Raw genomic sequence first — 13,463 nt, 5'->3', positions numbered from 1 at the left:
GGCTATCTCCCGACGAGGTCGATGACGGTGGCGGAGGCGGGTTCGATGACGTCGAGCAGCGGACGCGGCAGGACCCCGAACAGCAGGGAGAGCAGCAGCAGTGGCCCCACCGACCAGACCTCGGCGGGACGCAGGTCGGTGAAGCCGACCGCACGCCCGCGGGTGTCGCCGGCGAGGAGGCCCTGCAGCGCGCGCAGGAACAGCGCGGCGGTGACCAGGATGCCGAGGATCGCCACCGCGGTCACCGGGGCGGCGGCCACGCTGCCGGTGAAGATCTGGAACTCGGCGATGAAGCCGGTGAACGCCGGCAGGCCCAGGGAGGCGAACGCGCCGACGGCGAACACGGCCGCGAACCTCGGTGCCGGGGCGGCGAGTCCGCCGTACTCGCGCATCTCGTAGCTGCCGGCGCGGTCGCGCAGGACGCCGGTGAGCAGGAACAGCGCCGCGGTGATCAGGCCGTGGCTGACCATCTGGTAGACCGCACCGGTCACCGCGATGCTGCGGGCCGCTGCGGTGTCACCGGCCACCAGACCGGCCACGCCGACGGCGAGGACGATGTAGCCCATGTGGTTGACCGACGTGTAGGCGATCATCCGTTTGACGTTGGTCTGGGCCAGCGCCACCAGCGCGCCGTAGAGCACCGACACCACGCCGACCACGACGATCACCCAGGCCCAGGCCCGCCACGCCTGCGGCAGCATCGGCATCGCGATGCGGACGAAGCCGTAGGTGCCCATCTTCAGCAGCACCCCGGCCAGCACCGCCGAGCCGACGGAGGGGGCGTCGGTGTGCGCCGGTGGCAGCCAGGTGTGAAAGGGGACGGTAGGGGTCTTCACCGCAAGCCCGACCAGGATCGCGGCGAGCACCAGCCCGCCTGCGAGGGGCCGGCCAGCCAGCGGTGTGGCGGCGGCGAGCGCCGGCATGTCGAAGGTGTGCGGTTCGGCGGCGACGTAGAGGCCGATGAACCCGACCAGCAGCGCCAGTGAGCCGAGGAAGGTGTAGAGGAAGAACTTCATCGCCGAGCGGCCCGGGTTTCCGTGGCCCCATCCGGCGATGACGAAGTACATACCGACGATGGACAGGTCGAAGAAGACGAAGAACAGGATCAGGTCGGCGGCGAGGAACAGACCGAGGCTGACGCTGTGCAGGAACAGGAACAGCGCGGCCTGGGCGCGGGGACGGCGCCGGTTGCGCAGGGCGTACACCGCGCAGGCGAGGAAGATGACCCCGGTCATCGCGATCAGCGGCAGGGACAGGCCGTCGACGCCGAGGTGGTAACTGCTGTTCACGCCCGGGATCCAGGGCACCTGCTCCTCGAACGCCAGGCCCCCCGGCGGCGGGGTCTCGTAGCGCAGCCACAGCCCGATGATCAGCGCGAGGTCGACGGCGGTGACGGCCACCCACGTCCAGCGGGCCGTCCGGTCGCCCAGCCGCGGAAGCGCGGCCAGGGCCAGACCGGCAACCAGAGGCAGGAAAATGATCACGCTGAGCACGGCTCACCCCAACGCCACGAGAAGGACGACGCCGAGGACGAGCACCACGACGGCTTGCAGGTAGTACTGGTGCAGTTGGCCGGTCTGCGGCCGGCGGGCCAGCCGGCCCAGCCGGCGCACCGTGGCGGCGAGGTGTTCCACCGCCGCGTCCAGCCAGCGGTCGTCGGCTCGTCCCGCGCGCTGCGCGACCCGCAGCGTACCGGCGGCGCCGCGCTCCACGGCCCGGTCGACGACCCGGTCGTCGAACCCGCCCGCGCGGCGACTGACCGCCAGCGCGGCTCGGGCGGCACCGGTGACACCCCGGTCCACGATCCGGTCGTCGAACCGCGCCAGGGCGTTCGCACAGCGCAGCGTGGGACGCACCACCAGCGCCGATGCGGCCGCCGGCAACCCCAGCCAGCGCAACGCCCAGCGCGGCTCCGGCACCCGCCGACGGACGACCACGATCAGCAGGACCACGAGGGCGATCGCCGCCGACACGACCAGCTCCCAGGCCGGCGTGTGGGCGCCGCCGGGCTCGCCGACGGCCCGGGAGACGGCGGCGACGAGCGGCGGGAGAGCCAGCAGACCGGCGCACGCGGCGCCCACCGCCAGCGGTAGCAGCGGTGCCTGTTGCCGCACCGTGACCCGCCGGGTGCCCCGCTCCTCCTCGTCGAAGTGTGCCTCCACCTCGGCGCGGCGGTCGGCAGGTACCCGCAGCCAGATCACGACGAGGATCTTCGCGGCGTAGGCGGCGGACAACGCCGACGCCACGAGACCCGCCGCGTACAGCCACGGCGACTGCTCGGCGACGGCGGTGAGTACGGCGTCCTTGGTCGCCCACAGTGACAGCGGTGCGATTCCCGCGAGAGCCAGCGCCCCGATCGTGGCCGACCAGCCGACCAGCCGCCACCGCTTGGCGACGCCGCGCAGGCCGGTGAGCCGCTTGGTGCCCAGCGCGGTCAGCCATACGCCGGCGGCCAGGAACAGCAGGGCCTTGGTCGCGGCGTGCGCGACCAGGTGCGCCGCCCCGCCGGTCACCGTCGCGGCGCCGGCGGCCATCACGACGAAGCCGAGTTGGGCGGCGGTGGAGGCGGCCAGCAGCTGCTTGAGGTCCCGCTGCGCCAGGGCCACCGCGGAGAGCAGCAGCGCGGTCGCGGCACCCAGCCCGATGGTCACCGGTCCCGCCCATCCGCTGGCGGCCAGCAGTGGCTCGACCCGCAGCAGCAGGTAGCCGCCCATCGCCACCATCGCCGCGGAGTGCAGCAGTGCGCTCACCGTGCTCGGGCCCGCCATCGCCCGGGAGAGCCAGAACGAGAACGGCAGCTGGGCGGCCTTGCCCAGCGCGGCGACGAGGATGCCGGCGGTGATCACGTTCCGCCACCCCGGGCTGCTGGCCGGCAGGTCCGCCAGGGCCAGGCCGGCGCCGCCGGCGAGCGCCGCCCCGGCTGCCAGGTAGAGGCCCAGGTCCGCGGCGCGGGTGGTGAGGAAGGCGGTCAGACCGGCCGACACCCGGTCGTCGTCGCGCCACTGGAAGCCGATCAACGCGTACGACGCGGCGCCCATGATCTCCCACGCCATCAGCAGCGTCGGCAGGGTCGCCGCCGTCGCTGTCGCGGCGACGGCTGCGGCGAAGACCAACATCAGGCCGTGGAACCGGGCTGTCGACGTCCGGATCTCGCCCGTCGCGGCGAGCAGCACCAGCAGGGTCACCACGGTGAGCATCGGCAGGATCAGGGCGGCGAGCCCGTCGACGGTCAGCGCGACGTCGGTGCCGGCCACGAAGGGCACCGCGACGGCCGGGCGGGCCGCTGCCACCACGGCCGACAGGCCCACCATGACGGCGGCGGTCGACGCCGAGACCGGTACGGCGACCCGGTCCGCCCTCGCGACGGCGGCCAGGACAGCGCCCACGCCTGCCGGCAGCAACACCAGCAGCCACAGGCACACCTGTGCGAACTCGTTCATCCGGACAGGTCCGCAGCCATGTCGGTCATGTCGGCCCGGCGTACCCGGTGCAGCAGGGTGGCCACGGCGAAGCCCATTGCCATCTCCACGGTCATCGCCGCGATGATCACCAACAGCAGCACCTGGCCGGACGGGTCCGGGGCGAGAAACCACCAGAAGCCGGCGGCGGCCAGGATGAGACCGTTGAGCATCAACTCCAGGCCCATCATCACCATCACCACGACCTGCTGGGACAGCGCGCCGTACAGGCCGACACTGAACAGGGCCGCCGCGACGAGCAGCACGGTCTGCAGGGTCATCGGCCGACGCCTCCCGGTTGCGGGTCGTTTGCGGGGCGCCGGCGCAGGTCGTCACCGAAGCGGTCGTAGCGGGTGCGGTGTGCCGCCAGCACCACGCCGGCCACGATGGTGACCGCCATGACCACCCCGACGACGACCATGACCAGCATCTTCGGGCCCATCAGCTCCTCACCCAGCGCCGCGGTCACGTCCTCGGCGGGTGCCCCGCGGCGGGCCGGCCACGGGACGAGCAGCACCCCGGCGGCCAACACGACGAACACGCCGACGGAGGCGGCCACGGCGTGCCGCTTGTCGTGCACCATGCTCATCGGCATCAGCGCCGGATTCATGCCCATGAACATCACCATGTAGACGGCCATCACGGCCATCTCCATCACCATCATCAGGATCGTCACCACGCCGACGTAGTTCTGCTGCAACAGCAGCACCTGCACACCGACGGCGATGAACGACAGCGCGAGCGCATAGCTCGCCCGCGCCATCGAGTTCACCCAGAAGACGGCGGCGCCGGCCAGCACGGCGACGACGGCGAGCGCCCAGAACGCGATGTGCGTGACCACGCCTCAGCCCTTCCCCACCGCGATGGCGGCGACGACCAGGTCCTGCACCAGCACGGCCGGCAGCAGCACCACCCACCCGAACTCCATGAACAGATCCGGCCGAAGAACGGACAGCCGACGACGCAGCCACACGAACACGGCGAGCACGGCAACGGTCTTCAGCAGCACCCACGCCCAGCCAGGCAGCAGCGGACCGGCTCCACCGCCGAGGAACATCGGCACCGCGAACGCCGCCCCGGCGGCCAGCAGCGCATACCGTCCCCCGGTGAAGAGCAGCCGGTCGACGCCGGACAGCTCGGCGGTGACACCACCGGCGATGTCCGCGCCGAGGGCCGGCGAGAACGGCCCCCAGACAGCGATCGCCACCGCGCCGAGGCAGTACGCGAGGAACGCCACCGGCATCCACACCACGAACCACAGGCCGTCCTGCGCCGCGGCGACCGTCCCGACGTTCAAACTCGACGCGGCCACCGCCGGCGCCACCAACGCGAACATCAGCGGCAGTTCGTAGGCCAGTCCGTGCGCCAGGAAGCGGTAGCCGCCGACCAGGGAATGCGCCGAGTTGGCCCCCCAGCCGGTCAGCCACACGAACGCCCACGCCAGCACGTCCATCGCGTTGAACCACACCACCCCGACATCGAGGTCGAACAACGTCCACCTGCCCAGCGGCACCACCGTGACGATCATCAGCGACATCACGAGCAGTCCGGCGCCGCCGATGCGCCACAGCAGGTGATCAGCGGCGACGGTGCTGCGGCGCCGTTGCCGCAGCAGCCGGGCCACCTCCCACACCGGCGTACCCAGCCCGGATGAGCGGGCACCCGCGGCACGGGCGGTCAGGACTCCGTCGAACACCGCAGCGGCGGTCGTGAGCAGGCCGAGAAGCCCGGCCGCGGCGACCGCCCAGCCTGCGGGAACCGTCGTCACCGGATCAGACACGGTTGACCTCGCCCTGCACGGTCAGGGCATCGAGGTCGAGACTGGCCACGACCAGCCGTGCGGTGGCAAGGTCCAGACCGCGCACGACGTCGGCGATGCCGTCAACGGCTGTGGTGTGCCTGCCGCACGCGTCCGGCTCAGCCGCGGTCGCCGCGAGGCTGTGCGCGGCCCTGTCCAGCATGGTCAGCAACCGATCGTGGGTGTCTCCGCGCAGGTGCGCGGGTAGCCGATGACGGGCGAGGTCACGATCGGTCAGAAACCGCAGCCGCCGCAGCGACCAGCGCAGCAGCCACGACCGGCGCACCGAGCGACGGAGCCGGTCCAGTTCGGCTGCGGCCCGGTCGGCATCTCGGTCGGTCAGCAGCGAGTCGCGGATGTGACGGACGCGGGACGCCGCGTCCGTCGACCCGGCGAGCGCCAGCAGGTTCCTGACGTTGTCGCATCGTCGGGCCGCCTGACGGAGTGGGTCCGGTGGCCCGGGGTGGCCCGGGGTGGACGAGGGGTCGGCGTCGACCAGGCGGGCCTCGGCCTCGACGATCACGTCGCCCTGCAACGCGCAGGTCAGGATCAGGCCCGCCGGCCAGTACGCCAGCACGGGGCCAAGCTCCAGGTGCAGGACATCCAGCTCCAGCCCGTCACGGTCCTCACCTCCCTGCGCCAGCGGGATACCGGCCGGCGCCATCTCCATGCCCCCGTGGTCCATGCCCCCGTGGTCCATGCCCCCGTGGTCCATGCCCCCGTGGTCCGAGCCTCCGTGGTCGGTGCTGCCCATGTCGGCAGGAGGACCCGCATCGGCGCCGCTGTGGTGTGCCTGCGGACCGGAATCGCGGTGCCCATGACCACCCTCCTCCATCGCATGGTTGGTAGGCGGCTCATCGACCGACCCGTGCTTTGGTGACCGTGCGTGCGGCCGGTCCCGGCTGTCGATCCGCTGCCGCGCCGAATCGAGCAACTCGCTCTCGGCGGTGTCGAGCGCTGGGACGACGACCTCCGGGCCGTCCACCTGGACGCGGCTACGTGGCCCGGGCATCTGATCCCACAGGTGCGTCACCACCCGCGCCAGTTCGCGGCCGGGGGCACCACAGACCACCAGGACGTCTGCGTCCGCCGGCGACATCGCCAGCCGCCACGACCGGGCCAGGACATGCCGCTCGACGACGACACGGGTCAACCAATGTTCCGGCGTCTGCACCACCAACACGTGCGCACGGCGGACCGCCACCCGGGCCAGCGCGTCGGTCACACCCACCTCAGGGCTCCCTCCCGCCAGGCCCACAGCACCGCGACGAAGACCGCACCGAGGAACAGGAACATCTCGACGACCGCCGTGCTCCCGAGGTCGGCGACGACCACCGCCCACGGGTACATGAACAGCATCTCCACGTCGAAGGCGAGGAACAGCAGAGTCGCCAGGTACCACCGGACGTGGTACCTCGACAGGGCGTGCTCCCGAGGCAGCCACCCGGACTGGAACGGCAGCACTGTCAACGGGTCAGCAGCAACAGCCGTGAACCGGTGAACCAGGTAGAGCCCCGCCACGCTCAGCGACGCGACCAGGGCCATCACCGCTGCTCCCGCGAACATGCCTACCCCTCCTGGCTGCCCTCGACATGGTCTTTCTACCCTGCGGCCGGTGGTCCCGCCGGAAGACGCCGCAGCCGCACAACGGCCGTCCGGATTGGTGACAACCAACGCAACATCGATCAGCCCTCAAGGCAACAGCTCGGAACAGGGGACGATCGTGAGAATCCCGGCGGTATCTTCAGGCGGTGCGGATCTCGGGACACCAGCCGACGCAGGCTGGAGCAGTCGTGCCCCGACTCGCCGCCACAGACCTGCTCGGCCACCGAGGAACCCCTGGAAACCTCACACACGCTGCTCCTCCCCGTGTTCGCGAGCTGGTGACCCGCACCCTGTCTTCATCCGATTGGATGTAGTCGCTGTGCTCGCTTGCTGAAGACCAGCAGGCCGGGGCGGTTGGTCATCGGTAGGCCCTCGGGTGAAGTCCGGTCACCGGGTTTCGTCGGTCCGGACGTCGGGACGGTGTCCACCGCCGTGCACCCATTGCATCCAGCATGCTGCACGTCGGAACCTGGTCGGTGGGCCGCGTCCTGCGTCGGGGCTGGTCAGTACCGATCGTCGAGGATCTTCTTCATCTGGGTGATCTCTTCCTCCTGGGATTTGACGATCTGGCCGCAGAGTTCGACGATCTCTGGATCGGTGATCTGCGACTCCTGGCAGACCAGGACCGCCCGGGAGTGGTGGGGGATCATCGACTTGAGGAATCCCTCGTTGCCCACGAACGGCTCGGTGCGTACCGCCGCGAACCCGCCGACGAACAGGGCGCCCAGCACCGCGTACAGCGCGATGTTGAGGCGCTTGTCGGTGAACATCTGGTGCATGACGCCCATCATGATGACGCCCATGACCGAAACCATGATCACCGACATGTAGAAGTTGCTCAGGTTGAGGTAGAAGTCCGACCATCTGCGGATCTGCGACATCGTGAGGACGAACATGACCGCGAGGCTGATCAGCAGGACCAAGCCGAACCGGATGTAGTTCTTCATCTTTCCCCTCCGTCGGGTCATCGATGGTCGATCATTATCGGGGGTTCTGGTCAAACTAATGGCATTTCCGCCAAGGCGGCGCCGTGCCTGCTGTGGGAGGTACAGGGTCGGGGTCACCGCCGGCGCGGCGGTCACCACTGGCACGGCGGCACCGGGCGCGAGGCCGAGCTGCAGGCGCGGTCAGGAGAGACTTCCGCGGCGAGAGCCGGTCGGCGAAGGGGCGGGCCCCGTTGGCGGGCAACGACAACGGGTGGCAGCCGCACCGGACACGATCCGGACCGGCCGCCCGGACGGCGGCGCGTACAAGGATCGACCGGCGGGCTGTCCGGTCCCGAGGAAGCTCAGGTCGCGATGCCGGCACGAGGCGCCCCCGGCCGCTCCTGGGCTGGGCCATGACGGTTCCCCTCAACGGTCGGCTGTCGTTCCTCGTCCCATGAAGGAGGTAACCCCGCCCCTTCGGGCGGAAACCTGCGCAGCGACACTGATGAGGCCCCGGCACGTCACTGCTGAGCCGACGAAGAGCACCTGTTCAGGGCCGGCACAGCCGGCTCCGCGAGCAGGGCGTCGAACGCCTCGACGACGTCAAGGAGATCCGGATGAAGTCCAAGGGCCATCTCAGCGCCATCACCCGCAACGCCGACAAGAATCCGGGACCGGCTAAGCCCGTTCGCGTCCGCCGCAGTACAAGAAGGCGCGGGGACAGCGACGCGGCCAGGCCAGCGCCGTCGCAACCACGAGGGGGGTCGACCTGGGTGACTGGGAGAAGCTGCGCGATCTACGGCGGCAGGCCCACGACGCCGGTATCGAGGGCAACGTCGCGATGACCGAGGAGCAGCTCCGTGACGCGCTGCGCAGGGTCGGCAAGGGGGAATAGCCCCGGATGGCCAAGCACGGGGCCGAGCGGTGATGCGGTGCCGGCACCCGGGAGGGTGCCGGCACCGGCCGCCGGTCAGCTGATCATGGCCAGCAGGTCCCGGCAGGCCCGCTCGCAGGCGCGGCAGGCTTCGGCGCAGATCCGGCAGTGCTCGTGCTTGTCGGCGTGACCGGCGCACTCGTCACCACAGGACCTGCACGCCGTCGCACACGCCTCCAGCATGGCGCGGCTGATGTTCGCGTCGTAGCCGGTGTGCCGGGACAGCACCCGAGCCGTGGTGGCGCAGATGTCGGCGCAGTCCAGGTTCGTCCGTACGCACTTGACCAACTCGGCGACCATGTCCTCACTCAGGCAGGCGTCCGCGCACGCGGTACACGCCTGGGCGCAGTCGTTCAGGGCGTCGATCGCCGCCGCCAGCTTCGCCCGGTCCAGGTTGATCGACTTCGGGTACGTCTCCAGCATCGGCATCGTGGTGCTCGGCATCAGGAGCTCCTCTCTCGCGGTTCTCTCCGCCGTACCCGAGGAGGCCCGACCCACACCGCGTGACACTAGAGGGCGAGCGAGTACCGGTTGCCCATGCCGAGCCGACTCGAAGCGTCCGAGCTGGCGTGAGCCGCCGGATCGGACGACGACGACCACATCCGTCGGGACTGCGAAGACCAGCCAGGCCCTTGGCCAGATAAAGGGTTCTCACCGCACTGCTTCTCACCACACCGGAGACCGCAGAAGCAACAGGCCGTCGACCGAGACGCAGCTCTTCGACCCGGTCACCTGGTTCTCGCACATCGTGTCCGGGGCTCCGGCCGGCGACGGCGGGAGGCTAGGTGTTGCCGTGCCCGCGGGGCCGGGGGTGGGGATGGCTGTGTGTGTTCCGCCGTGATCGTGGCTGAGCGTCGAGGTGCCGCCTGTTCTCGCCTCGCGGGTGGGGTTGGTTGAACGGGCGCGGCTCTGGTGGCCGTAGACCCTGATGTCCGGGAGCGGTGGGTATGGCTGCGTGTGTTTCGCTGAGATCGTTTGGCTCACGGTAGGAGATGCCACCCGCCGCTTCGTCGTCTGCGAGATTCGGTAGACCGCTGATGGAGATCCGCGACCTGCGTTCGCCTCTTGAGAAGGTGCCGGCAAACCCGAACCCACAGACGAGGGCCCGACCGAGAAAACCGATCAAGTGGAAGGAGCGCGAGGGTGGCGAAGCTGTGGATCGGCGTGGACATCGGCAAGACTCACCACCACGTCGCCGCCGTTGACGGCGACGGCCGGCTGGTCTACTCCCGCCGGGTCGCCAACGACGAGACCTCACTGCTCACGGTCATGGCCGAGGTGTCGACGTATGGCCGGCCGGTCTGCTGGGCGGTCGACGTCACCACCGGCCTGTCCGCCCTCCTGTTGACCCTGCTGTGGCGGCGCCAGGTTCAGGTCCGCTACGTCTCCGGCACCGTCGCGTTCCACATGGCCGCCGCGTTCGCCGGGGAGAACAAGACCGACGCCCGCGACGCGGTCGTCATCGCCCAGACCATCCGCATGCGCCCCGACATCCCAGTCCTGGAACCCTCCGACCGGCTCCTCGCCGAGTTGACCGTCCTGACCAGCTACCGCGCCGACCTCGTCGGGCAGCGCGTCGCGACCCTGTTCCGGTTGCAGGAGCTGCTCACCGGGATCAGTCCCGCTCTGGAGCGGGCGGTGGACCTGAACCGCAAGGCCCCGATGATGGTCCTGGCGTGCTGGCAGACACCGGCCGCGATCCGGCACGCCGGCGTCGACCGGATCACCGCCCTGCTCCGTCGTGGGCACGTGAAGAACGCCGTTCAGGTCGCCGAGGCGATGGTGGCCGCCGCCCGGCAGCAGACCGTGAACCTGCCCGGGCAACGCGCCGCCGCCGTGGTCGTCGGGCAGATGGCCACCGAGATCCTCGCCCTCGAACAACGCATCGCCGCCGTCGACGACCTCATCGCCGACCAGCTCGACCAGCACCCGCTGGCGCCGATCATCGAGAGCCTGCCCGGCATGGGACCCCTGCTCACCGCCGAACTGCTCGTCCACACCGCCGGCATGACCGAGTACGACAGCCCCGCGAAACTCGCCGCCCACGCCGGCCTGGCACCCGTCTCCCACGACTCCGGAACGGTGTGCGGGAACCATCGGCAGCCCCGCCGCTACCACCGGAGACTGCGGCACATTCTGTGGATGGCCGCCTTCACCGCCGCCAGAGAATGCCCCACCTCCCGTGCCTACTACGAGAAGAAACGCGCCGAAGGAAAGAACCACCGTCAAGCCATACTCGCCCTCGCCCGACGACGCGTCGACGTCCTCTGGGCACTCATCCGCGACCGCAAAGCCTTCGCCCGACCGGCACCCACGGTCCGCGCCGCAGCCTGAACCAGACGGCTCCCCGCCGGCGCGAGCCCATCGCGCCGGCCGATCTACCCTGCCCGTCAAGATCAACGGGAGTCACATGGAGACTCCTAAGACGACGCTCTATCTGTACCCGGAGGCTGACTACCTGCGGGTTCCTATTCTTTTTTCAGAATAGTGGGTCGCACGCGCCCGTCGCTGTGCTCGCTTGCCGAAGATCAGCAGAACAGGCGTAAGTCCTGCTCAGGCCCTACCTCGGTCGGTTCGACGCGTCCTTGTCAAGACCTCGCGAGGTTGCCGCGCCGCGTCAGTGTACGGTGCCGCAAGTGCTTGGGCCAGCAGCGTGGCGAGCTTGGCTGCGCGTGCTGGCTAGTGATGACCGACCCAGGCAACTCGTCCGATGAGGTATTGAGCGAAGTCGGGGTGGCCGGTCCGGTTCTGCGCGGCGAGGCCGGTGCGGGCGGCGTTGTTCAGGATGGCGCGGAGCCGGTCGTACTCGTCGCGTGGTGTGGCGGAGTGTCGGTTGACGACGAGTCCGGCGAGGAGTTGCCGGTCGGCGCGGCCGCGGACGCGGGTCTTGGCGGGGTGGACTCGGAAGCACTCGTCGCGGACGACGCTGGTGACAGCGGCGATCAGGTCGTGTATCCGGCGGGTGGCGAGGTCGCCGGAGAAGGCGAGGTTGTCGGCGTACCGGGTGTAGGTGATTTCGAACGCGTCGCCGAGGCCGGTGAGGCGGCGGTCGAGCTGGGTGGGCGCACAGGTTGGCCAGCGCGGGTGAGGTGGGCGCGCCCTAGGGAAGGTTGCCGCCGCGCAGCCGCCTCGGGTGGGGTACCGGTCGACCGCCCAGCCCGTCCGCGAACACGGGAGCCGACTCTGGCGGGTTGCACCTACGTCTACGGCCGATCCGGATGCTTCGCTGCAGTTTCGAGGGCTCGTATCTCGTCTTCGCTCATGGTCGGGCGCAGCCTGCCGTAGGTCTTCCAGTCTCCGGTGAGGTTGCCGTATCGCCCGGCAACGCTGGGTACGCCGACACCGAGTTCGGCAGCGATGAGGATGAGGTCTTGCTGGCTACGAGCTCGAGCGATTCGCTCACTCGCATCACCGGGAAAGAGTAGGCCCGAGGCGAAGTCGTTGGCTTCGCTCTCTGCCGGGTCGTCGGGGTCGATAGGTTCCAGGTCGAGGTAGCTTTCCCGGCGCGGATGCAGGACGACGTGTCCGACCTCGTGCATGAGGTTGAACCAGAAGTTGTCGGGGCGTTTGTGTCGTGCGGTGATGCCGATGGCTGGCCGGTCTCCGGTTATCCACCATGTGGCCGCGCAGACGCGGGTGCCCTGAATCTCGCGGACGAAGGTAAGCGCGACGCCGGCTTCTGCGAGCGCCGCCCGCGCGGCGATGAAGCCGTTCGGCACGGTCATCGTGGTGAGTTTTGGTAGCCCCATGGCGGCCTTGCGAAGGAGTCGCGGGTTGAACGGCGCAACGGGCACGGCGTCGGCGGAGAGCTCCACGAGCCTCAACCACACGGCGGTGTTCGGTTCGTCGATGGTGAACGCCTGACTGCGCCGGAACGAGACGGACGGGCGCACCCAGGTCCGTTCGTATGCGGCGGGTGTGGCGACCTGGAAGAACTTGAGGAGCTTGTCCACCACCGTGGTGTCCGAGTCGGCCAGCTTGAGGATGCCGTGCCGTTCGAGGGTCGGTCGATCGAATTTGGCCGCCCAGTCGCGGTAGGAGTCGAGCGCGGCAGCGGCCTTGTGGCGGCTCTCGTGCTCCTGGTACTTGGCTTCCGCCCGGATCCAGAAGTCGGCGGGCGTACCGAGCGCTCGCTCGAGGAGGATAGCGACGTCCGGACTGATCCCGACGGACTTCTTGATGATCTGATTGATGTGCTTGGCGGACAAGCCGGTGCGTCCAGCAAGCTCGGACTGGCGCAGGCCCCGCTCTTCGAGCACCTCGGCCAACAGCTCACCCGGGTGCATGCACCAGTCGGGCTTGAACTCGGCGATGTCGCTCATCGAGCGGCCTCCGCGAGCACGGCCACGTGAATCTGCTGGACTTCCAGGCGGACGACCTCCTGCGGGTGATCGTGCGCAGAGGGCACCTCGCTACCGTCCTCACGCAGACCTCGCGCGACGAGGCTCACCCGGCGGTACTTGAGGACCAGCGCCGACCGGGTCGCCGGAGAGGTCGCCAACGCGATCAGGCCGAGCGCAAGGACGTCGGCCAGCGTCGGCGCCGCCGTGTGCAGGACCTGCAGCAAGGTCATGACCTCGCGGGCTGCGTCACGCCAGGTCTCCACGAGCAGAGCGTGGACGCAGAGGGCCTGCGAGAGGTCAGGGTCGGCCACCGTCACGAGCACCGCCCGAATATATCCCGCAGCCGGTGACTGGCAAGCGGCGGAGGCACCCCCCGATCCTGCCAGGGATCTTTACCTT

General features: G+C 69.8%; 12 protein-coding genes. 1 reads left to right on the top strand and 11 read right to left on the bottom strand.

The features are described 5' to 3' along the window. Positions 1-2: 2 nt before the first annotated feature. From GA0070560_RS18575 to GA0070560_RS18535, 9 genes are all read right to left on the bottom strand, one after another. Entirely contained in the window at positions 3-1,493 is a 1,491-nt protein-coding gene (locus tag GA0070560_RS18575; RefSeq protein WP_091299137.1) for a complex I subunit 4 family protein, read from the bottom strand. A gap of 3 nt (positions 1,494-1,496) precedes the next feature. Further along, positions 1,497-3,440 carry a proton-conducting transporter transmembrane domain-containing protein gene (locus GA0070560_RS18570; protein ID WP_091299133.1) on the bottom strand — a complete coding sequence of 648 codons (1,944 nt, stop codon included), beginning with the start codon at positions 3,438-3,440 and terminating at the stop codon, positions 1,497-1,499. Next, positions 3,437-3,739 (bottom strand): NADH-quinone oxidoreductase subunit NuoK, encoded by a 303-nt coding sequence (locus tag GA0070560_RS18565; RefSeq protein WP_091299130.1) that lies wholly within the window; start codon positions 3,737-3,739, stop codon positions 3,437-3,439. Before GA0070560_RS18565 ends, GA0070560_RS18570 begins: the two co-directional genes overlap by 4 nt. Continuing rightward, a complete protein-coding gene (locus GA0070560_RS18560; protein ID WP_091299126.1) occupies positions 3,736-4,299 on the bottom strand; it encodes an NADH-quinone oxidoreductase subunit J in 564 nt (187 codons plus the stop codon). Before GA0070560_RS18560 ends, GA0070560_RS18565 begins: the two co-directional genes overlap by 4 nt. A 3-nt stretch (positions 4,300-4,302) precedes the next feature. Continuing rightward, complete coding sequence (locus GA0070560_RS18555) at positions 4,303-5,226, bottom strand: NADH-quinone oxidoreductase subunit H (RefSeq protein ID WP_425412673.1); 924 nt, start codon at positions 5,224-5,226, stop codon at positions 4,303-4,305. 4 nt (positions 5,227-5,230) lie between these two features. Continuing rightward, on the bottom strand, positions 5,231-6,487 hold the full coding sequence (locus tag GA0070560_RS18550) for a hypothetical protein (RefSeq protein WP_091299269.1): 1,257 nt from the start codon (positions 6,485-6,487) through the stop codon (positions 5,231-5,233). After that, positions 6,478-6,822 carry an NADH-quinone oxidoreductase subunit A gene (locus tag GA0070560_RS18545; RefSeq protein ID WP_091299119.1) on the bottom strand — a complete coding sequence of 115 codons (345 nt, stop codon included), beginning with the start codon at positions 6,820-6,822 and terminating at the stop codon, positions 6,478-6,480. Before GA0070560_RS18545 ends, GA0070560_RS18550 begins: the two co-directional genes overlap by 10 nt. 542 nt (positions 6,823-7,364) lie before the next feature. Next, positions 7,365-7,808 carry a DUF305 domain-containing protein gene (locus GA0070560_RS18540; RefSeq protein ID WP_091299116.1) on the bottom strand — a complete coding sequence of 148 codons (444 nt, stop codon included), beginning with the start codon at positions 7,806-7,808 and terminating at the stop codon, positions 7,365-7,367. A 949-nt stretch (positions 7,809-8,757) separates the two neighbouring features. Then, positions 8,758-9,165, bottom strand: coding sequence for a four-helix bundle copper-binding protein (locus GA0070560_RS18535; protein WP_091299113.1), 408 nt, complete (start codon positions 9,163-9,165; stop codon positions 8,758-8,760). Positions 9,166-9,864: 699 nt separating this feature from the next. Between GA0070560_RS18535 and GA0070560_RS18525 the strand changes: the two genes are divergently transcribed. Continuing rightward, the gene (locus GA0070560_RS18525; protein ID WP_091299111.1) at positions 9,865-11,055 is read left to right on the top strand and encodes an IS110 family RNA-guided transposase; all 1,191 of its coding nucleotides are present in this window, start codon (positions 9,865-9,867) and stop codon (positions 11,053-11,055) included. A gap of 869 nt (positions 11,056-11,924) precedes the next feature. On the opposite strand, the gene GA0070560_RS18520 is transcribed toward GA0070560_RS18525, so the two are convergent. After that, positions 11,925-13,043 carry a HigA family addiction module antitoxin gene (locus GA0070560_RS18520; RefSeq protein ID WP_091299108.1) on the bottom strand — a complete coding sequence of 373 codons (1,119 nt, stop codon included), beginning with the start codon at positions 13,041-13,043 and terminating at the stop codon, positions 11,925-11,927. Continuing rightward, positions 13,040-13,387 carry a hypothetical protein gene (locus GA0070560_RS18515; protein ID WP_091299105.1) on the bottom strand — a complete coding sequence of 116 codons (348 nt, stop codon included), beginning with the start codon at positions 13,385-13,387 and terminating at the stop codon, positions 13,040-13,042. Before GA0070560_RS18515 ends, GA0070560_RS18520 begins: the two co-directional genes overlap by 4 nt. Positions 13,388-13,463: the final 76 nt, after the last annotated feature.

Source organism: Micromonospora halophytica (assembly GCF_900090245.1).
GTDB lineage: Bacteria > Actinomycetota > Actinomycetes > Mycobacteriales > Micromonosporaceae > Micromonospora > Micromonospora halophytica.
This window is presented reverse-complemented; position numbering and strand designations above follow the sequence as displayed.